This window comes from Paenibacillus sp. sgz302190 (assembly GCF_059820445.1).
In genome coordinates this window covers 71941-92372 of record NZ_JBZYAO010000025.1, presented here as the reverse complement: position 1 = coordinate 92372, position 20432 = coordinate 71941, and the positions used below count along the sequence as shown (strand labels likewise).

Annotated in this window: 18 protein-coding genes, 1 pseudogene and 3 CRISPR repeat arrays; of the genes and pseudogenes, 1 reads left to right on the top strand and 18 read right to left on the bottom strand. The window is 44.4% G+C overall.

Going from position 1 to position 20432, the window contains the following annotated elements; translation table 11 throughout:
• Positions 1-64 precede the first annotated feature (64 nt).
• The 15 genes and pseudogenes from AC6RNO_RS24375 to AC6RNO_RS24305 all read right to left on the bottom strand — a co-directional run bounded on the left by AC6RNO_RS24375 (position 65) and on the right by AC6RNO_RS24305 (position 15120).
• The gene (locus AC6RNO_RS24375) at positions 65-370 is read right to left on the bottom strand and encodes a hypothetical protein (RefSeq protein WP_497107059.1); all 306 of its coding nucleotides are present in this window, start codon (positions 368-370) and stop codon (positions 65-67) included.
• 224 nt (positions 371-594) lie between these two features.
• Positions 595-1153: a CRISPR direct-repeat array (repeat unit 30 nt; unit sequence GTTTCAATACACCTAGTGTTACGGTTAAAT).
• Positions 1154-1333: 180 nt separating this feature from the next.
• Positions 1334-1620 (bottom strand): annotated as a pseudogene (gene cas2, locus AC6RNO_RS24370) (CRISPR-associated endonuclease Cas2); the annotation flags it as partial.
• A gap of 219 nt (positions 1621-1839) precedes the next feature.
• Positions 1840-2262 carry a GNAT family N-acetyltransferase gene (locus AC6RNO_RS24365; protein ID WP_497107057.1) on the bottom strand — a complete coding sequence of 141 codons (423 nt, stop codon included), beginning with the start codon at positions 2260-2262 and terminating at the stop codon, positions 1840-1842.
• Positions 2263-2443: 181 nt separating this feature from the next.
• A CRISPR array of direct repeats spans positions 2444-2804; the repeat unit is 30 nt; unit sequence GTTTCAATACACCTAGTGTTACGGTTAAAT.
• Positions 2805-2982: 178 nt separating this feature from the next.
• Positions 2983-3126, bottom strand: coding sequence for a CRISPR-associated endonuclease Cas2 (locus AC6RNO_RS24360; RefSeq protein WP_497107056.1), 144 nt, complete (start codon positions 3124-3126; stop codon positions 2983-2985).
• Entirely contained in the window at positions 3123-3389 is a 267-nt protein-coding gene (gene cas2 / locus AC6RNO_RS24355) for a CRISPR-associated endonuclease Cas2 (RefSeq protein ID WP_500097782.1), read from the bottom strand. The genes AC6RNO_RS24360 and cas2 (AC6RNO_RS24355) overlap by 4 nt, the downstream gene beginning before the upstream one ends.
• Positions 3390-3579: 190 nt before the next feature.
• Entirely contained in the window at positions 3580-3879 is a 300-nt protein-coding gene (locus AC6RNO_RS24350; protein WP_497107069.1) for a CRISPR-associated endonuclease Cas1, read from the bottom strand.
• Between the two features lie 319 nt (positions 3880-4198).
• Positions 4199-4390: a hypothetical protein gene (locus AC6RNO_RS24345; RefSeq protein ID WP_497107055.1), complete on the bottom strand. Its 192-nt coding sequence runs from the start codon at positions 4388-4390 to the stop codon at positions 4199-4201.
• Positions 4391-4408: 18 nt separating this feature from the next.
• A complete protein-coding gene (locus tag AC6RNO_RS24340) occupies positions 4409-4585 on the bottom strand; it encodes a hypothetical protein (protein WP_497107054.1) in 177 nt (58 codons plus the stop codon).
• Between the two features lie 2711 nt (positions 4586-7296).
• The gene (cas2, locus tag AC6RNO_RS24335) at positions 7297-7587 is read right to left on the bottom strand and encodes a CRISPR-associated endonuclease Cas2 (RefSeq protein ID WP_500097783.1); all 291 of its coding nucleotides are present in this window, start codon (positions 7585-7587) and stop codon (positions 7297-7299) included.
• Positions 7588-7594: 7 nt separating this feature from the next.
• Positions 7595-7906, bottom strand: coding sequence for a CRISPR-associated endonuclease Cas1 (locus AC6RNO_RS24330; RefSeq protein ID WP_497107053.1), 312 nt, complete (start codon positions 7904-7906; stop codon positions 7595-7597).
• A gap of 13 nt (positions 7907-7919) precedes the next feature.
• Positions 7920-10685, bottom strand: coding sequence for a CRISPR-associated helicase Cas3' (cas3, locus tag AC6RNO_RS24325; protein ID WP_497107052.1), 2766 nt, complete (start codon positions 10683-10685; stop codon positions 7920-7922).
• A gap of 27 nt (positions 10686-10712) precedes the next feature.
• Positions 10713-11510, bottom strand: a complete 798-nt coding sequence (gene cas5b / locus AC6RNO_RS24320; RefSeq protein WP_497107051.1) for a type I-B CRISPR-associated protein Cas5b — start codon at positions 11508-11510, stop codon at positions 10713-10715.
• A 45-nt stretch (positions 11511-11555) separates the two neighbouring features.
• Positions 11556-12524 (bottom strand): type I CRISPR-associated protein Cas7, encoded by a 969-nt coding sequence (locus AC6RNO_RS24315; RefSeq protein WP_497107050.1) that lies wholly within the window; start codon positions 12522-12524, stop codon positions 11556-11558.
• Positions 12525-12531: 7 nt separating this feature from the next.
• Positions 12532-14400, bottom strand: a complete 1869-nt coding sequence (locus tag AC6RNO_RS24310) for a hypothetical protein (RefSeq protein WP_497107049.1) — start codon at positions 14398-14400, stop codon at positions 12532-12534.
• 27 nt (positions 14401-14427) lie between these two features.
• Positions 14428-15120: a CRISPR-associated protein Cas6 gene (locus AC6RNO_RS24305; protein WP_497107048.1), complete on the bottom strand. Its 693-nt coding sequence runs from the start codon at positions 15118-15120 to the stop codon at positions 14428-14430.
• 536 nt (positions 15121-15656) lie between these two features.
• Positions 15657-16939: direct repeats of the CRISPR family, unit length 30 nt; unit sequence GTTTCAATACACGTAGTGTTACGGTTAAAT.
• An 11-nt stretch (positions 16940-16950) separates the two neighbouring features.
• Here AC6RNO_RS24305 and AC6RNO_RS24300 point away from each other — a divergent pair.
• Entirely contained in the window at positions 16951-17259 is a 309-nt protein-coding gene (locus AC6RNO_RS24300) for a DNA methyltransferase (RefSeq protein ID WP_497107047.1), read from the top strand.
• 273 nt (positions 17260-17532) lie between these two features.
• On the opposite strand, the gene AC6RNO_RS24295 is transcribed toward AC6RNO_RS24300, so the two are convergent.
• From AC6RNO_RS24295 to AC6RNO_RS24285, 3 genes are all read right to left on the bottom strand, one after another.
• On the bottom strand, positions 17533-17958 hold the full coding sequence (locus AC6RNO_RS24295) for a hypothetical protein (RefSeq protein WP_497107046.1): 426 nt from the start codon (positions 17956-17958) through the stop codon (positions 17533-17535).
• A gap of 75 nt (positions 17959-18033) precedes the next feature.
• On the bottom strand, positions 18034-18798 hold the full coding sequence (locus tag AC6RNO_RS24290; protein ID WP_497107045.1) for a DUF6973 domain-containing protein: 765 nt from the start codon (positions 18796-18798) through the stop codon (positions 18034-18036).
• 433 nt (positions 18799-19231) lie between these two features.
• Positions 19232-20125: a DUF2167 domain-containing protein gene (locus AC6RNO_RS24285; RefSeq protein WP_497107044.1), complete on the bottom strand. Its 894-nt coding sequence runs from the start codon at positions 20123-20125 to the stop codon at positions 19232-19234.
• Positions 20126-20432 lie beyond the last annotated feature (307 nt).

Sequence of the window (20432 nt, the reverse complement as noted above, 5' to 3'; positions counted from 1 at the left end):
CTCCGTTTCCGATTGAAGTTAAGCGCAAGCGGCATATAGGTGATCAACACCCATTGCCCGACTCCTAGAACGGCAAATCCGCATCCACGACGGGCGGCCGTTCGGGTTCAACCTTTTGCTGAGGCTTCGGTTTGGCTGCAGCGTTTGCCGCAGACGCGACCATCGGCGTCTTTCTGCCGAATTTTTTCTCATAAAGCTCTCTCACCCACTCGCGTACGGGCGCTTTCCACATCTGTGTCTTGGACGGTATGTTTTTCGTCAAGCTCCTGGGCGTCATCCCCAGTTCCTTGGCCATCCGGATTTCTATATCGCTTAATCCGCAACGTTTCTTAGCATCCGCCCATAAGGCGTCTTTTGCCGCTTTGTTCATTGTTGTATCTCCCTTGTTACGTATAAATAGTCTGCTGCCGGCGACGAAGAATCGCAGAACTTGCAGACGAACGCTAGCGTCTTCGCTGTGGCAATAGAGACCTTCTTGTTCAGGCGGTTTCACGAAGAATATCTCGCTACCCTGCCGATATTCCCCTTATTTTAACATGATTGCAGGAAAACTCGAAGCTGAACTGGAAAAACGGTTTTGGATGTCAGATGGAAGTTTTAGTACACGTAATGTTACGGTTAAATTCTTTATTGGGACGACTCTAAAATAATTCCCGTCTTGTTTCAATACACATAGTGTTACGGTTAAATGAGTATGGAAATCACACCCAGCCAACTTAATACTGGTTTCAATACACCTAGTGTTACGGTTAAATAAGATCCTTACTCATAGAGTTAAAGTGATAATTAAAGTTTCAATACACCTAGTGTTACGGTTAAATATCTACCGCTTCGATAGGAAGCTGGGCGGTCCCTAAGTTTCAATACACCTAGTGTTACGGTTAAATTCCGGGCAGTACCGCGGCCGGTAATGTCGGCTACTAGTTTCAATACACCTAGTGTTACGGTTAAATAGCCGGATGCCAAGACGATCGTCATTCGGTTTCAGAGGTTTCAATACACCTAGTGTTACGGTTAAATGTAAGAAATATGGGCGCCAATCCTAACCTGTACTGCGGTTTCAATACACCTAGTGTTACGGTTAAATTCCCATCGAAGTGAATGTGTTCAGTTCGTTTAATCGGTTTCAATACACCTAGTGTTACGGTTAAATGCTAATAAAATCAAGCTTTTTCAAATCATCCATAGCCAAATTTTACTACAGCCATAAGGATTTATCAATTTTTTCCCAACCGGAGATAGGGTTGGAGAATTTTACAACTGAATTGCCCCAAAGCCTTACGGCTCTTAGGCTCACGCCATATTTCCCGCCATTGCCGGTTGGGAAAAACTTCAACAGCATAGATTCCTGGTTATGAAGACGGACTCCGATAACTTCTTCGTCGAAGACATAATCGCCCGTCATTTTAAACAAAGCTACAAAATTAACGCTCTTATCAATTACCTTTTTCATTTCATCTTTGAGCTTGATCAAATTAGATGGCGTGATCTCGCCGCGAAAGACCACTTCTGAAACGGAACCAGGTATTGCTTGCATATTTTATACACTTTCCCTACACGTTTTTCCCCGATATCATGCACCAAAATCACGTAGTTGTAATTTTTCCCCTTTGGCGCAATGACCAACTCACTTCCGCTCTTTTTGTAATCGGCAAATCCCGCACACCTAGATAATAGACGGGATTCATGAGATCATATGCGCAGCTGAAAGTTACGCGCGCCGTAAATAGATGCGAGCTGTTGTTGATAATAAAGTTGCTTATTTCATAATAAAGTCGATTAAATATATAATAAATCGGGTTAAATTTACCCCCAAAAAGCAACGAATGGTGTCGATCGCTAAATTTCTTTATCAAGCACATGCTGCGATTTTTTAATTGTAAAACCAATTCGATTATAGAATTGGACGGCATCTGATCTAGTCTGATTGGTACGCACTCTAATTTTTGTGAATCCGGATTCTACTGCCCATTGCTCACATGCTTGTACTAATTGTTTGCCAATCCCATTTCCTCGATAGATACTGTCGACTACAAGTCCAACTATCTCAACAAATGGTGACGATTCGATTAAGAAACGTACATTAGCATGAATCCATCCGAACAAAACGTGGTTTGATTCCATCACATAAACAATATGATCGTTGTGGTTAGAGATATATTGGAGTCTCTCTTTAAGTTGGGAGACATCCACTGGATAGCCCAATTGGCTTGAAAGTCTAGCGATCTCTTGGGAATCACTCAGAAACGCTTTTCTAATCAAAATAACAACACCCTCTCGATGAAAGATATCAAATTGAATTTTAGCATAGAGGTGATATTTATGGTTGCGGAGAACAGTGCCACAATTGAGAAACGATAGTTCAATCTGCCGAAGGCAATCCCAAAAAAGAGTTCCATTTAAAATTTTCACAAATTTCAGACGATTTGAGCAAGGCTATTAGGGTTTCAATACACCTAGTGTTACGGTTAAATAAAGGGTAAAGACGAATCGGTTAATTCCCAATCGCTGTTTCGATACACCTAGTGTTACGGTTAAATCACAGGCGACGTCGTTCTGATCGCGGATGGCATACTGTTTCAATACACCTAGTGTTACGGTTAAATTCATACGGCGCGTCGTAGATACCACACCGGAAGATAGTTTCAATACACCTAGTGTTACGGTTAAATGTACAAAATACAGCATTTTATACATATGTACGTGCAGTTTCAATACACCTAGTGTTACGGTTAAATTCGAGAAGGCAGCGGCACTCATCCTGGACGAAGAAAGTTTCAATACACCTAGTGTTACGGTTAAATGCTAATAAAATCAAGCTTTTTCAAATCATCCATAGCCAAATTCTACTACAGCCATAAGGATTTATCAATTTTTTCCCAACTGGAGATAGGGTTGGAGAATTTTACAGCTGAATCGCCCCCAAAGCCTTACGGCTCTAAGGCTCACGCTATATATCGCGCCATTGCCGGTTGGGAAAAACTACAAAAGCATGGATTCCTGATTATGAAGACGAACTCCGATAATTTCTTCGTCGAAGACATAATCACCCGTCATTCTAAACAAAGCTACAAAATCAACGCTCTTATCGATTACCTTTTTCAGATCATCCTTGAGCTTGATCAAATTAGATGGTGTGATCTCACCGCGAAAGACCAACTTTTGAAACGGGACCAGNTAAACAAAGCTACAAAATCAACGCTCTTATCGATTACCTTTTTCAGATCATCCTTGAGCTTGATCAAATTAGATGGTGTGATCTCACCGCGAAAGACCAACTTTTGAAACGGGACCAGATATTGCTTGCATATTTTGTACACTTTTCCTACACGTTTTTCCCCGATATCATACACCAAAATCACGTAGTTGTAATTTTTCCCTTTTGGCACAATGACCAACTCACTTCCGCTCTTTTTCCAGAAAAGGCATGAATGGCGTTCCTTCGACGATATGCTTCTTCAACTTGTAAGCGTCGTATTTAATCGCTGTAAGGTAGCTCAGCTTTCGCTTCATTTTGCCATGATCAAATACTTTTTGCAGGCGTTCCTCCAACGCCGTTATAGAAGCTGATCGATTGATCTAAATGGTATGATAGATTTGCGAAACGGTTTTTGTATACAAGATCATATTGCCAAAACTGATAAGCGCGTTCAATGGATTGTCCGGTGGGCGCTTCACTCTACGGTTCATTGCAAAATCTTCGGGTAAAATCGAGGAAAATGTTTCGTAAAACCGCCACCATATTTCACCTTCTACACTTAGCAATTGAGGTACATGCTTGATACGTGGCAAAATATCAGGTACATCTTTTTTCAGCCAATCAAGATAAGGCTTGATCGCCCTGTTCCCATGCTTGTAATAATGGCCACAATTTATCATTAGGTTTGCTGGAATGACGCTGGCCCAAAATTTTACGTAGAAATCGCACAAAGCCCCTTCAGTGGGCAGGGGGAAGAAGTATTCGCATTTCGAAAATCGTAATCAATTCCGCTGGAACAACATCCTAATTTTTACAGAACAAATCTAGTATCTTCTAAAACGAAGGCTTATATTATGGGCTTTCGAAATTCAGGTTCACCCGTCCCCTAAGTTGTAATCTTAAATTGGGAATTAAGAAGGTGGCAATCGGGTTTCCAATTGCCACCTTCTTAATACTAACCAACAAAAATGACTTCTCCGTATTCGTCTATTCCTAAAACTACGGACCATCTACGATATTTCCATTTTGGTTTTGCATTTCAAAGATAACTGACCAACAAGGATATCGGCTACTACTTTTATTGATGTTCACTAGTGTCAGATTAAACGCAGAAGATGGGTTCTGTGAAATATATTCAAGTGCAATCCTTTTTACATCTTCTTCAGTGACTTCTTTTGTTCCATTACTCATCGAACATCTCCAAAATTTTTAATTGAAAAAATCACTTTGTTTAATTTTTTCTACGCATTCCTTGTCCCATTCGTTCAATTTAACCATTTCTAAATTATATCTAGCAACTGACTCATTAGTATTTAGTAAGTATAGTGCGGATAAAGCTAAGTGACCTACTTTATATATGCCCATTAAGTTATTTGCATCGCTCAATAATTCTCCTCTTTTTGCCAATTTCTCAATGACCGCTTGATTAGAAATTTTGAATTGTACAATTTCCTGATACAATTACTTAATACATAATTATGTTCGATATCCAGACATTCAATTAATTCATCTTCTGTTAGTTTATCATCTTGGATGTCTTTTATTAAACTAAATTTCCGCATAATTCCTCCTGACTTATGGCAACGGGCCAAAATCATCTAGTATTTTATTTCTTTCCGCTCTGTAATTTTTCCATAATTGTTCAGCTACTTCTTTGTAACCTAATTTTTCTGCTTCTCTTATCTCCTTCATAACAGGCCCTTAACTCCCATATTACTCTAGTCTTAAAATCGTAAAGAGTACTCATACCTCCCCATCCTATTTTCATATCATCCAAAAAGTGTTGATATTCATGGAGTAGCGCACTCAACGAAGCAATACCCCGTAGACCCATCATCTCTAAACTTCACTTTACCTCCTAGATTCTCTATATCTTTAATAATTTGATTCCATTCCTCTGGATGAGATTTAAGACCAGGACAAAAAATATCATAAAACGGGTCAGCATTTTTGTTTAAAACATTACCCGTCCCCTCAGCTTGCTTCACCAACGGAACAATTGGGCTTTCCGCCTTCATCGGAGTGGTTGCCTTACTTGCATTCGATGTGAGGACACTCAGTTCCTCCGCTCCCTTCACACTTCGTACAACGGCCCCTAACGGTACAAAGACTTCTGCCGTTTTCTCGATGCCGTAGCCCAGCATTTCCGCTTTNGTGAGGACACTCAGTTCCTCCGCTCCCTTCACACTTCGTACAACGGCCCCTAACGGTACAAAGACTTCTGCCGTTTTCTCGATGCCATAGCCCAGCATTTCCGCTTTCCGGTTCGGACTCGCTTCTTCAAATTCCTTTATCGTACTCACGATTGCTTTCGTTACTTGTCCCGGCAGCTGCTTCACGTTCGCGATCCCATTCTTTGCATCTTCTTGCAGTGTATACAGCGGTTTCTCGCTGCGGAAATTCGGACAAAGCACGCCTTAGCGGGCCCTCCACGGCGCTGCTCTTAATATACAAAGTGTTACGGTTAAATGCATAATAATGATCCTTAAGACGATCATCAAACCCAGTTTCAAAACAGGTAGTGTTTCGGGTTAAATCCCTTACGCTTGTTTCCCAGCGATATGAAATGTTGTTTCAATACACATAGTGTTACGGTTAAATTTGGGGCCCCGGCTGAACATGCTGCCGTCCTCTTCCAGTTTCAATACACATGGTGTTACGGTTAAATGCGACGCTCCAGTTGCAATGAACATCGTTGACCGGTTTCAAAACACATGGTGTTGCGGTTAAATATCGTCGCATTTGTATTCTTTGTATAGAGCTTCAATGTTTCAATACACATGGTGTTACGGTTAAATTATAATCGGAGGTGAACGGAATACGATGGCAAACTAGTTTCAATACACCTAGTGTTACGGTTAAATACATTTGCCCGAGATCCTTTCCGCTTGATTCAGCAGTTTCAATACACGTAGTGTTACGGTTAAATCCATATCTTTCAACCAATTTTCGTACTCATTATCGTGTTTCAATACACGTAGTGTTACGGTTAAATGACCGGTTCCGCTCCATACGATCCAATCATTGGCTAGTTTCAATACACGTAGTGTTACAGTTAAATAGGACTTGGCCGACCGCGACAGGCAGCTGGAGGAGTGTTTCAATACACGTAGTGTTACGGTTAAATGAAGGATAGTCGAGTTCTCTTCGATCTATGTCAGGAGTTTCAATACACGTAGTGTTACGGTTAAATAGGATTTCAGCGGCCTGTTGTGGTATGCAATTGCTGTTTCAATACACGTAGTGTTACGGTTAAATTACCAATTCGGCAGTTCGACGGCCTCTACGTTCCAGAGTTTCAATACACGTAGTGTTACGGTTAAATTTGGGTCAGAGTACAAATTATGGTTGATCACGCTTTGTTTCAATACACGTAGTGTTACGGTTAAATGCGCCGGCAACGGCATGGAGGGTGCTGCATTTGCGTGTTTCAATACACGTAGTGTTACGGTTAAATGTGTGCGAATACATAGACCTCCTGCCCAACTTGTAGTTTCAATACACGTAGTGTTACGGTTAAATAAGCAGCGCCCTTGTCATCTTCCATCCATTCAAAATCGTTTCAATACACGTAGTGTTACGGTTAAATCGCCAAACAAGGTTCTCAAGCGACCATGGAAACCAGTTTCAATATACGTAGTGTTACGGTTAAATTATTTGGATGTGCTCGTGGGTAGCACAAACACAACGGTTTCAATACACATAGTGTTACGGTTAAATACGTAGAAAGGAAGGAGGCAAGGAGATTGAAAGACACGTTTCAATACACCTAGTGTTACGGTTAAATCCAAAACTTTCAGGAAAAAGTAAATCGAACCGAGAGGTTTCAATACACCTAGTGTTACGGTTAAATGGTTTCCTCAAATATTGTATTCGGCCGCCGCTACGGGTTTCAATACACCTAGTGTTACGGTTAAATGCTAATAAAATCAAGCTTTTCCAAATCATCCATAGCCAAATTCTACTACAGCCATAAGGATTTATCAATTTTTTCCCAACCGGAGATAGTGTTGGAGAATTTTACAGCTGAATTGCCCCCTAAGCCTTACGGCTCTAAGGCTCACGCCATATTTCCCGCCATTGCCGGTTGGGAAAAACTACAACAGCATGGATTCCTGATTATGAAAACGAACTCCGATAACTTCTTCGTCGAAGACGTAATCACCCGTCATTTTAAACAAAGCTACAAAATCAACGCTCTTATCGATTACCTTTTTCAGATCATCTTTGAGCTTGATCAAATTAGATGGTGTGATCTCACCGCGAAAGACCGACTTTTGAAACGAGACCAGATATTGCTTGCATATTTTGTACACTTTTCCTACACGTTTTTCCCCGATATCATACACCAAAATCACGTAGTTGTAATTTTTCCCTTTTGGCACAATGACCAACTCACTTCCGCTCTTTTTCCAGAAAAGGCATGAATGGCGTTCCTTCGACGATATGCTTCTTCAGCTTGTAAGCATCGTATTTAATCGCCGTGAGGTAGCTCAGCTTTCGCTTCATCTTGCCATGATCAAATACTTTTTGCAGACGTTCCTCCAGCGCCGTTATAAACACATCGCGGCCTGCTTCATTTAGCAGACAATAATTATATTTCTTGTCAAAATGCTTGCTGATTTGAACTTTACGGTTATTAACGACTTCAAAAATGGTGCGGAATACGATCAGCGGCTTGAACGGCTCAGCCAGATCGAGACTCAATGAAAACCTGCGGTCACTCCGGCTCGTTCAGGAAGCTGATCGATTGATCCAAATGGGTATGATAGATTTGCGAAACGGTTTTTATACAAGACCCCTCCTCAGCCGCATAAGCGCTGTGGTCGAACTTTTTAGCCCCTGTCATCTTATCTTCGATCATAAACCGTTCACCGTAAGGCACATAATACAGGCTTCCAATTCGCTCGCTGTACACCCCAGGTTCCCCTTGCCTACCCTTGCGCTCCGGTCCGTAGCTGTAGATAAAATAAGCCATTTTCTCCCGCGTTTGCGAGAGCCTGACTACACGTTCGGCATAGTCCAATTCCTTGTCAGCCATGAGATGCTTGAACTTTTCCCAGACCTGCTCGCCGTTCAGCGTCACAAGCTGGCCCGATTCATTCGTATAAACGATTTCATGGTCAATGAAAAGCGTATAGGTTTTATCGGTAATAAGTTTCATACGCTGTTCAATATCCGGATAATCCAGCTTTTGTACAGAGGCGAGGAGATTCGACCAATGCTTCAAGTTGCCTTGGGCACGCTGTTCGTTCAACCTGTTCATGCACAGGCGGTAAAAGCCGCTAAAATCCTTATTGAGCAGCATCTGTTGGTAATCACTCGAACGCAGGTCCAGCTCCGTGCGCCAATCGTCACGGTACACTTGTCCAGCCTCAAACATATTGAAAAAGTAAGCATGGCAATCCGTCCGCAAGCAAGATCGATTAATCCGTCCGAGAAATTGTTCCTCGCTGTCGAGTATCGAAATATCTTTGAACCCGACATCCATATCGATATCGACACCCGCTTCGATGACTTGTGTGGCGACCACGACCACATCGGGCAAAATAAATTCCCCGGCCGCATCCTTGCCCAATTTGCTCAGAACCTGCTTCCGCAGCAGGTTGCTGTCGTCTCCCGTCAGTTCGAAAACAGGCGTGTCCCGCCACCATTCACGCAGCCTATTATAGAAACTCCGCGCCGTTTTCTTGGTAATGAATTCGATCAGCAAGCGCGTCGGCTTCCCACGTGACTTCCGCTCATCCAGCACAGCCATCACTTCTTCAAGCAGCGTATCCTCGTCAATCTCTTTATGCTGCAGCAGCTCAAAATGCAGCCGCACCCGCTCGCGAAACAGCGGATGATGAAAATAAAGCTCACGCTCCGGCACCAGAGGGCAGGTCTTCGCAGCTCCGTCTTCCATCAATAGATCCAGCTGCGGCAGCGTCGCAGACATGATAATGATCCGAATATTCATAAGTTCGGCAAAAGCGTGCAGGAAATGGATGATTTCCTTCCAGATTTGGTTACGGTAGCTTTGGATTTCATCGATCACGATAACGCTGTTGCACAGATGCGTAAATGCCAGGTTCGACTCTCGCCCAATCCCGAACAAGTAATTGAAAAAGTTCACATGTGAGGTTAAGGTAAGCGGATATTGCAACATTTGCCGCTGCATGAGTTCAACCCTGTAATCGAGCGGAATATCCGGCTCCTGCTCCCCATGCTCATTCGTCCGGGCCTTGTCGGCGTTCAGCTCACGCTCGGTTACAATCGGAGTTACCGAATTCACGACAGCCATGCGATAGCGCTCCTGCAAATCTGCGGGAAAAATCTGATCCAGCGTTTGCTTTGTCTGCTCGATCAGCGTATTAAAAGGAAACACATACACCAGCTTGTTGAGTCCAAGATCGCTATCCAGCAATTGCAGCGCCAGATTGAGCGACATGAACGTTTTCCCCGAGCCCGTAGGGGCCTCCAGGCTGTAGACATATTCATTCCTGTACATCTTAAGCTGCCGCTCGGTCTCCAGGAACAAGGATGCGCGCAGCCTATTGATTGGCGCGATATCTGCGGACCCGGGATCGCTGCGATATGTCTGGACAGTACGATAATTAGCCGTCTGCCGATACTGCTCCAGCACGGGTCCAAGCGGGTTGTTTTGTCCGAAATAGCGAAACGGCAGTTCAGCCCCGCTGTCATAAGCATGGGTGGCATAGAAGTCGCACGCCACCATCGTCGAGTACAGTAATTTGGTAAGCACATAGAAAGGAAAGGGCGCATGCTTATCCATTAAGCGCTGCCCCCTTCGTTCGCTGATCTGATCATAAATTGGCCCGTTCGCCGTGTCGCCCGACGGGTTCAAAAGCTGCTTTTTGTACCTGTAATAATACAAATGGTCGGGATTGCGGACAAGCTGCTTGTGCAGCGTTTCGAGTTCTTCTTCAAAACGTGACAAACCGTCGCCATTCAGTTCTTCATTGCTGACCAAATAGGTATGGTGCCGGGAAATGATATAAGCAAATACATACAGCACATGCCTTAGAAGCTTACGAACCGACCGGGTTCGCTTGTAGTCGCCGGCAAGCTCGATTTGCTCAATGTCAGGAAGATGAATATGCAGGTACAGCAGGGCCGAGAGCAGCGCATGCTTCGAATCGCCGGACAACAAGCGCAGCTTCCCGATCCCCGGATTGCGCATCCGCTTCATTTGGAACATCGGATTGAGCTTGCCGAGATCGTGCAAATAGATCGCCTGGGTGAACCATGTTTTGATCATTTCCTGAGCAGCAGGTTCAAGCGGCAAACCATCGATCCCCAACCGGCCGATTGCGCGTTCCACGGAAGCCGCCAAGCCATTCACTACATTTAGCTTCTCCATAAAAGCCAGCACCCGATTGGAATGGTCAAGAAGCGTTTCCGGAAGCGCCCCCGTTCCCTCCCTGGCCGTATGCGCCAGCAGCAGCGTCTCCGCCCCCTCCGTCAAATATGCGCTCAGTCCCATCGTTCGTCCCCCTGTCCCGCTCGTCGCCTATATAAAATAAATGATGCGATCCCCATCGCAAAATAAGTTCATCAGATCGCTTTCGCAGAAATCATCCGCATCCACTTCCTGATTCGTCAGCACAAGTGCTTCATACACGTATCCGTTATTCGCCTCATTCAAACCGACGGGCATAAATTCCTTAAAAAAGCTGAGCCGCTGCCCCGGCTTAGGCTCTCCTTCCGCATCATAGCGGATATGCTCGGCGCGATGGAGCGAATCTATGAAGCGGGGCCGTGCCTCCTCAGCCAGCTCGACAATCACCGGCTCCCCAATCGATGCCGGATGATCGTTCTTGCCGAGATACGGCATATACACGCTTTGCGATCGCAGGAAGCTATCGGCCAGCCTATCGAAGATGCCGGAAGGCAATCCCTCGTCGTCAGCCACATAGATGGTCCAATGCGGCTTTTCCAGCCATTGCTCCCGCACGTTCAGCACGCTGCCTTCTTCCTGGCTGGCATAGCCGACGGTATTGTTGAATATTTGAATCTTCTTGGCAAAATAACCGCGATCACCGTGCGGGACAATACCGATTCGGGCACACCGAAATACCTCGTAAAACTCCGGAAATACCCTCAAAAGCTCCGCTTTCTTTCTGTTCGCAGACAACGGATAATTCTCGTCGTACTGCTGCATGTACCCGCCAAGCCCAAGCACTGCGCCTAACAGGCCAAACAAAGCGACTTTATGAATATGGCTGTAAGTAAAATAAGCATATACATTGACGTCCGGCTTTTTAAAAAATGCCGTCTCGCCTTTCAACTCAAATCGGAGCGCACGCATGGCATCCCCCTTAACGTTAAATTTCACGTACCGCAGCAAGCTGCCCTACAGCTCAGTCCTGCTGAACAGGTTGTAACGCCGCAGCCCCTCCGCATTCAGTCGAACCTCTGCAGCATAAGGATTCACATAAAGCTCGACACATTCAATCTGCTCCTGAATCGCAGCAAGCAGCGGGGAAATAGCGCTCAAATCGTATACGGTTCCGGGCAGCTCTCCCGCATGGCCGTCTTCCTTATAGACGCGAACATAGGAATCCAGGCTCGGCAAATACGTCCGGGCGTTCTCCTTAAACACAATGAACAGACCAAACGCATTCTCGCAACCTGCCTTACTGTTCGTGTTCAGCGCCGTTGCCCCGGTTAGGGCGCCTTCTTTAAAAGCTTCGTACGCTTCCTCCGTATAACCTTCAAAACCGTCCATCCCCTGAAGTCCGATATATCCATCATAGTGGGTCGGATTGACCGTGAACGGATAAATGTAGTGCGCCTCATTCACGGTTGTTTTTTTCCCGATCGTTGTGGCGTCTTTGTCTTCACTCTTCTCGTTGGAATTGCGGAAAGGCGACAGAATATCCTGCACCTCGACGTTCGAATACGCATATTTATTAAAGCCCTGCCCGATCTGCACGGCTCCGGTCAAGCCCAGATTTTGCCCTTCAATCGCAAACGTCGCTCCGAAATTCATCACATCGATGCAAGAGAACAAACGCTTCAACACAGTCGTCGAATCCTTGGACACCTCTTCATTGAACAAATGCTGGTAGCGCTCTTTTAAATCGCGGGGCTGCATTTTCTCGCCCTCTTTACCCTTGCCCAATTTGTACGAACGAATATACAGCACCTGCTCCCCCTGCTCCTGCCACAGCCGTTTGATACTGTACTTCAAAGCCTTATCGCTGCCAAAAATAATTCCATCGCTCGTAGTCTTGGGAAGCCCTGTAAAATCCGCATTCCAATTCGCCATCCTGCTCACTATGCCTACCAATCCGATTACCCGTTTTGACCGTTTTGCCATCGAAATTTCACTCCTCTTCCTTTTTCTCGTACATCAAATTAACCGCAAAAAGCCCCGCCAACAGCAGCTCGCGCGCATCTTCTTCACTGTCCTGCTCCGTTTCATAGCCTATGATCATCGCAAAAGCCGCATTAAACTTCCGATAATCCAGCAAAATTTTATGCTTATACAGCATGTAAGCTTCTTTCAGCCTGTTTTTCAGCTGCCTGCTGGTTCTAGCCCGCAAGAACGGCTCATACATATTTCCTTTCTTTTCCTTCGCCTCGGATTGACTTATTAAATACCGGGCCAGTTGCCCCGCCAAAAAGTAAAATTCCCCGTCATTTGCACAGCTTGCCACCGGTTCGTCTGCGGTCAATTTCGCACGCAGGGAAGCTAGGATATGCGGGATACGATCCGCCATGCTTCCGCCTCCTTCATTTCTCAATATTTTATCAATGGATAATCGCAAATTCATAGCATCAGCCAGGTTTGTCCAACGCACCGATTCCACATAGAGCAGCTGTTCTTCCAGCAAACGCAGCGTTACTTTGGCAAACATTCCGCGCAGCGTCAACGTCGTGCCTTTTGCAAACCAATCGTGAAAAGCTTGCCGGCTTTGCAGGAACAGAGCGGCCATCACGCTGGTAAATTCTTTCGTTTTTACATCGGGCTCGTTAAATAAGAACTGTCCGTTCATCCGTCCGCGGAAAAAATAGCTGCTGATCGTTTGCTGCAAAAGCTCGGCATTTTGAATCGGCTCATAATATTTCGGAAACCATGCTTGTTCCTCGCTCTGCTCCTTGTCCTTCACCCGCAGTTCAAGAACATTCAGCCATTCTACCTCCACATCGACCCCGGCCGGAAAAGGAACATTTTCGAAGCTGTACAGTTCGTTGTAGCCGCCGTCCATGTACACATGAAACGTACCTTCAAGCCGCGTTCGATTGCCCTGCATAAAACCGGATTCATAGCCAAGTTTGTTCACTCTGTACTTGCGATAAGCCAAAGCCAGCCACTCGGTGGTTTCCTTCGCCAGCAAAGCTTGCCCCAGTGGAACGCGGTCGGGTGCTTCTATACGCATCGTTTTATGCTCCAAAAAAGGCTTCTTGCTATTCATCGTCATATCATAGCCCGGAAGCCCGACAAGCTCGCCGGCTACAATTTGGTTGTAATCATTGCTGTTATATACTTTCGGGATCAGGTACAGGTCGAATTCGTAAGCGTAGACTTGCTCGCAGGAAGGGGATTCTGAGTTGAGAGGATCATCGAGGGTGAAAAATAGCTTCACGTAATTTTTGAATGTTAGTGTCCGGATAAAATCCGCTAGCGGCTCGGCATTATGCTCGTACCATTGCGTTACTTGTTCCAGCCATCGGCTGCGGACAGGACTTTCCAAATAGTTCAGCGCCCCGGCGTAAACGGTATCCTGAAAAAAGCTTATAGGGTCTTTATCGTTGTCTTTGCCCGGAAACAGTTCGTTCCACTTTTGCCGAATAGGCTCTGCGCTCACGGCATTCAAATATCTTTCAATATTTTCCGACATGCTGAATTTGGCATCCTTCTTCTCTCCCAGAAACACATCCCGCTTGACGAAAAGAGCGAACGGATTATTGCTGTGCACCTGCTTTTTGCCGTCGACAGCTTTATTCATATCGACCAGAGAACTCAAGTAATCCCTTTGCTTGAACCAGTTCAGCAAATCCGCTTTGGACGGTTCTTCCTCTTTGGCGCGAATGATCAGATGATTGTGCTCGAACAACGCGGATTGCTCCGCCCAACTCTGTTCCGGGTTCAACCGAACATAAAGCCCTTCCTTCAGCTTGTAATTGTTCTGGATCATATCGGGAAATTCGCGTTTCGCCATAGCAAAAGACGCTGCCAAATCTTTGATCATGCCACTCACCTCCTTAGCGCTGGACGATTATTTAGCCAGGCAGAATCCGGCTCCTACGGAGCTTGATTTTTCTCCAGCCCCGCTGCCCAAAACGATCTGCGCCAATTTCTGCGAGAACGGGTCGTCATGGACAAAAAGCCGCAGCTTATTGCCAAGCAGCTTGCGGTCTTTGTAACGCAATGCGATGGGCTTGCGATTCTCTATTCGTATGCCTTGAATAAACGATTGCACGGCCTGTCCCTCCGCGTGAGGGTCAAGGCTTCTCAACTTCTTCTCGGCGTTCGCATGGAGCTGCTGCAGCAAAAGCTCGATACTATTCTCCTGCAGCCAAGGCTTATGAGCGATGGTCACGATTACGGGGGTGATGCTGATCATTTCCGTAATGTGCGGCAAGCGCTTCGAGCGCTGCTCGCTGCTGATCAACTGAAAATAGGCGTTCTCACGGCATTGCTGCAAACAGTTTCTCATACGGTTGATCGTATCTCGCAGCGGACTGCGTACCGTGAGGATATAAACCCGGCCCTGCCGGTAAACCCCATCCTTCTCAATGGGATACAAGCTGCTGAAAGCGAGATGCTTGTAATCTCTGTCATAATGGGTTTCCTTGAAGCCATCGTCTGACAGCTGCGCCTGATGAAGCCAATGTCCGATGTGTTCCTGTATGTCCAGGTGATGTGAGGATTGTTTTAAAAGAAGCGTGATTCTAAGCTCTTCATACATCTTGCTTCACCTCTGTTTCCATAATTGCCTGTTGAGATTTACTGTAAAAGGCTATATACTTCTGGTAATAACCTTAACACGCGCTACATATGTGTCTTGAAATAATTACATTAACGCGTACCACGCTATATTCAACCGTAACGCTTATGCGTATTCCCCCTTTGATTAATTCCTTTTTATGGAACAAAACAACAATATCATACAATGGTAAGATATGTAAATGTCAAATTATATTAAATCATAAAAATATTTTAGAAAAGAAAAAACAGCCTCGCGGCTGCCTCAAAATTTGTTTTTTGGTAATTGGGTCAGGGAGATAACCGGCCTTTCGGTAAAGCTTGCCCGGTAAGTGAAAGCCGATAACAGCGCGCAGAAAACCTGTCAAGGCGCTTCTTTCAGCTCCTTGATGCTCTTGCGCTGCAAATTTACAGGCCTCCCCCTATGAGCCGCAATTCCTGCGTAAACAACACATCAGCCGTTCATGAAAGGCTTGGCTAAACCGAAAAAGGGCAACCAGATATTTATGCAAGAACGCGGTTTCAATACACATAGTGTTACGGTTAAATTCCGCGGGTTCTTGCCGGCCTGCCTTCGATTCTCCTGTTTCAATACACGTAGTGTTACGGTTAAATTTGATAACGACTATCTCAAGTACCAAGGCGCGGAGTAGTTTCAATACACGTAGTGTTACAGTTAAATTCATTTCGCCAAACATGAATTCCATCCCAAAACTAGGTTTCAATACACGTAGTGTTACAGTTAAATTATCTCGAATAGCAATAACCCCGACCTGAATAAGTGTTTCAATACACGTAGTGTTACAGTTAAATCGCAGAGGACTATATTTTCCAAAGAAGAGTAACCAAGTTTCAATACACGTAGTGTTACGGTTAAATCGAATTTGGTCACAGGAACTTGCGTGCTTTTGAGAAGTTTCAATACAAGTAGTGTTACGGTTAAATGGTTAAGATCGTCACAAATTCTTTTTCTTCAGGAGTGTTTCAATACACGTAGTGTTACGGTTAAATAGGAACTATTCTATCATCACTGGAACGGCCTGCCGGGTTTCAATACACATAGTGTTACGGTTAAATTATGGCGGGGCAGCTCGGGCTACCGCTGGCACAATTGTTTCAATACACATAGCGTTACGGTTAAATGTCTCCACGCCATCGTGCGGGTCGATGCGGCCAGCTAGTTTCAATACACATAGTGTTACGGTTAAATTATGGCGGGGCAGCTCGGGCTACCGCTGGCACAATTGTTTCAATACACATAGTGTTACGGTTAAATGACGAGTTCGTGCAGCGGAAATGCCTTCGACAAGAAGTTTCAATACACGTAGTGTTACGGTTAAATTGGCTCTTTTCAGCATTCTATAGCACAGATACGCGCGTTTCAATACACGTAGTGTTACGGTTAAATAAGAGATTGAGGGCATACACCTTTTTCTGTGATGATGTTTCAATACACGTAGTGTTACGGTTAAATTGCTTTTGTTTTCGGGCTTTTCCCGAACAGTCCGTTGTTTCAATACACGTAGTGTTACGGTTAAATCAACAGGAACGGTGACTATTGGGGATTCGGGTACGTGTTTCAATACACGTAGTGTTACGGTTAAATAAGGCGAGGGTAAACGATGAGTGAAGCAGCAGCCGGTTTCAATACACGTAGTGTTACGGTTAAATGTACAAAGAGAGAGGGAGGAGAGAAGCCTTCCGGGGTTTCAATACACGTAGTGTTACGGTTAAATCGGGATTCGGTATGTTCTTAGGTGGGCGAAATATATGTTTCAATACACGTAGTGTTACGGTTAAATGCCCTTTCTTTTTGCGTGAAGAAGCGTATGGCGTGTTTATGAATAAATGGTTACGTCAAGCGTATCGAGTACTCAAGCCGGGACATCACCTTTACGTTTTTATCGATTGGAGAATGTATCCGCACGTTGCACTTTGGACACGGAATGCCGGTTTTGTAATAAAAAACTGTATAGTTTGGGATAAGGTAAACATGGGGCTAGGTTGGCAATACCGATTTAGGCATGTACTAGGCGATACTCGCTATGCCGCCTGTATAGCCCAAGTTTTCGGAGGAGCTAATGCTCCTCCGTCAAGGATTAGTCCAAATTGTTTGTCGTGACGTTGTGACCGGCATTATCAAGGCCAATTTGCCGACCCGCGTTTACGGAAAGGAGGTCTATCATATTGGAGGCGCCGCCTCTTCGCCTAACCCCTGAGGATAATACCTATACAAAAATAGGAATAAAAAAAGCGGAAAACCCTGTCATAGCATCAAAGAATCACTGGTAATTCATAGAGCTCATTTAGGTTGCTAGCATCGCTAGTGGCGAAGAGCCTCATAGATCATGTCGAGGCAACGGTGAAAGCCATGATTGTTTTATAACGACAGCATTCATTTCACTTCAACTTTGAAAACAAAAACAACCCCACCTTCTGGCCATTGAGCATTGTAGCTATAGGTGTGAATTCCGTTGGTATACGGAACAAGAATTTCATTTTTTGTATTGTCTAATACAATTACATCTTTTTCATTGAGAACTTCATGGATACTGCCCATTTTTTTTGGCTTACTGTCAAACGAAAATATAATTTTTGAATTAGGGGGTACGATAGTAGGTTCGATTTTCATTTCTATTGCTGATGAATCGCCATACTCGTTTTCACCTCTCCAATGGTATGTAAAAACTTTAACTGGAATCTTAGTATCAGTATTTTCAACATAAGCCGTAGAAGTAGGCATAGGATTGTTACTAAATGTGCTACAAGCGCAGAGTGTTGAAATTAAGGAGACATATATAATAAATAACATCACTCTCATTAGCTTATACAGCTCCTTTGTTAATAAACGTAATAAGGAAAGGGAAAATCCCTTTCCTTTGATAAACAGTCAACTTTATCTTAGAACAGTCATTTCTCCAGCTTGAATTTTCGCTACAACACGATCTTGCAAGGTTTGATCTGATGTCCATAGAATACCATCAGTTATGATATTCCAGCAGTCTCTACCTTTTTCATTATTGTGCAAATCCATCTGTGTATGTTGAAGACCAGTGAAACCGTCAAAAATAGTGGTATTGTAATTCGGATCGTCGTGAATCTCATGAGCGGATGCCCATACATATGCTGATGGTTTGTTAATATATTTGCACATTAAAGCATTCCAAATGGCGTGACGGAATGCATCTCTTTGAGTGCCATTCCCATGTTGGTTACTATAAATACTGTTTTCTTCGTAGCTGACAGCTTTGTCTCTACAATAATTTACAAGCAACGCCTGACCAGGAGTTGTAATGACTAGCGCCTTTTCAGCGTCTGTTAACGCCTTCCATTGAGCAACATATGGGTCATACCATGCACGAGCGCTAAAGGATTTTTGATCAAATTGTTGAGTTATATCAGAAACTGTCAACTTGGGATTATCTCTTTTTAAATTTTCAATCTCTTTAAATAATTTTATATCTTCTGCATTAAAAGTCAAATCCTTATATAAGGGATTATTAAGAACTTCATCGACGGTTAGGGATTTTTGCTTTTGTACATCGCTTGGTGAAGTAGCATTTTTTTCGTTAGATTCAGCAAAAGCAGACATAGGTGCGACAACACTTGCTAACAACATTGCGACAGAGGATAAAGTAACGATTGATTTTTTCAACTTCATAGTACATTTCCTTTTTTAACCAGAATAGGAATTAAATATATCATTATTTTTATGCAAATAATGGAAAAACGTGTCGAAACTATGTGTATTTTCTGTGAACGTCTGTCTCTTGAGATAACCATTGCAAACTATATAGGTTGGGATCGATGAAGTGAAATCAGAACTAATGCCGCAGCAGAGGCTGGAAGTGATTAAAGAGCTCAAACAAACACAAACCGATAAACGACGATAACGAGGCATTGCTTTTGGTTTTATTGCTCAACTCCCAAATCCCCTCCGAAGCCTTACTGCTCTAAGGCTCGCGCTGTATATCGCTCCATTGCCGGTTGGGAAAAAAGCTGCAGTAGCATGGGTTCCTGATTATGAAGACGAACTCCGCGAAAGACCGACTTCTTTTTCAGCGTCTCCCATTGGTTGCAATAAAGGGACCGTCTTACTGCGAAGACGATTCCCCTTGCTTCTCAGCATCGTTCTGAACGGGCTCTGCGGGCTTCCTGCGGAACAGCCTTTTCACCAAAGAACCTATGGCTCCGATAGCGATCAGGGCGACGAACCAGAACTTTTTGACCAAAACGAGGAGTACACCGATCAGACCCACTTTTTTCGCTACCGCAAGCCCGGCTCCGCCCAAAATGAGCCCGGTCAGGCCGTACTCCGCCACCTTATCTTTCGCAGCGTCGAAATCCTCGTACCGCTCCCCCGTTTTGATCGCCAGCTTCGGCAAAATTTGCTCGTTCAATATTTTTTTGTCCTCTTCCCGGTGCTGCGGGTCGGAGACGAGAACGGCCGAGATCGTGCCTTTTCGCGTCAGCAGGCGGACGTTGTAGTTGAGCAGCTCTTCTTTGTTGTCATCCTCAGCCAGCAAGGACCAGGTCAAATTGTGCGTCTTGGCATCGTAAAACGGCTCAATATCCCAACCTTTCACATAAATACGCTCGCCCGCCTGCCGCTCCTTGTTCGCTTCCTCGGTTCCTTCTTTATAGCTTTTCAAAATCGCTTTGGCGTCGATCTTCTCTTTTTCGGCATCCTTGATGTGGCCGGTTTCTTCATATCGGAAAATCACGGCCCACGTTTGCTTTTCATCCACCGGAAAAATGCTGCCAAGTTCATTGCCCGTCGGCGTTTCGTGATTTTCTTTTTTCATTTTGATCGTGTCCGCCGCATTCAGAAATACAAAATCTTTGCTAAGATCGACCTCCGCCATGCTCTTCAAATCAACCTTTTTGCCGCCTTCAATCCAGTTGTAGGTCGTCTCTGCAGAAGCACCGCCACCGCCTGTCAAAACCATACAAAATGCCAAAACCAAACCAGCCAATCGTTTCTTCATGTTGTTGCCTCCAAAGTATGTAGTTTAAAAATTCCAACCAGGGCCTTAGTGCAGCAAAAATCGCAGTTTTTTGTAAAGTAAATCATACACCAAGTGTAGGACAGATCCTGAGTTGAACTGTCACATGTCCCAATGACCTATATTATCTTATTTCATAGAGTAATTCTGTGAGAATTTTAACATTTTTTCCGGTTGCTAGATTACTAGGCGCTCAAATCCCTTTCTACTAAAGGGTTTTACTTATTTTATAATTTTTTACAAAGAAGTGAATGAGTACTCGCCGAAAATAGCATTCAGCGTTCCACTC

Bases quoted from the DNA above. Each gene is read 5' to 3' on its own strand.
- AC6RNO_RS24305 (WP_497107048.1), bottom strand. From the start codon at position 15,120: ATGTATGAAGAGCTTAGAATCACGCTTCTTTTAAAACAATCCTCACAT.
- AC6RNO_RS24315 (WP_497107050.1), bottom strand. From the start codon at position 12,524: ATGGCAAAACGGTCAAAACGGGTAATCGGATTGGTAGGCATAGTGAGC.
- AC6RNO_RS24345 (WP_497107055.1), bottom strand. From the start codon at position 4,390: ATGAGTAATGGAACAAAAGAAGTCACTGAAGAAGATGTAAAAAGGATT.
- AC6RNO_RS24375 (WP_497107059.1), bottom strand. From the start codon at position 370: ATGAACAAAGCGGCAAAAGACGCCTTATGGGCGGATGCTAAGAAACGT.
- AC6RNO_RS24285 (WP_497107044.1), bottom strand. From the start codon at position 20,125: ATGAAGAAACGATTGGCTGGTTTGGTTTTGGCATTTTGTATGGTTTTG.
- AC6RNO_RS24295 (WP_497107046.1), bottom strand. From the start codon at position 17,958: ATGAGAGTGATGTTATTTATTATATATGTCTCCTTAATTTCAACACTC.
- AC6RNO_RS24350 (WP_497107069.1), bottom strand. From the start codon at position 3,879: ATGATAAATTGTGGCCATTATTACAAGCATGGGAACAGGGCGATCAAG.
- cas5b (WP_497107051.1), bottom strand. From the start codon at position 11,510: ATGCGTGCGCTCCGATTTGAGTTGAAAGGCGAGACGGCATTTTTTAAA.
- AC6RNO_RS24310 (WP_497107049.1), bottom strand. From the start codon at position 14,400: ATGATCAAAGATTTGGCAGCGTCTTTTGCTATGGCGAAACGCGAATTT.
- cas3 (WP_497107052.1), bottom strand. From the start codon at position 10,685: ATGGGACTGAGCGCATATTTGACGGAGGGGGCGGAGACGCTGCTGCTG.
- AC6RNO_RS24290 (WP_497107045.1), bottom strand. From the start codon at position 18,798: ATGAAGTTGAAAAAATCAATCGTTACTTTATCCTCTGTCGCAATGTTG.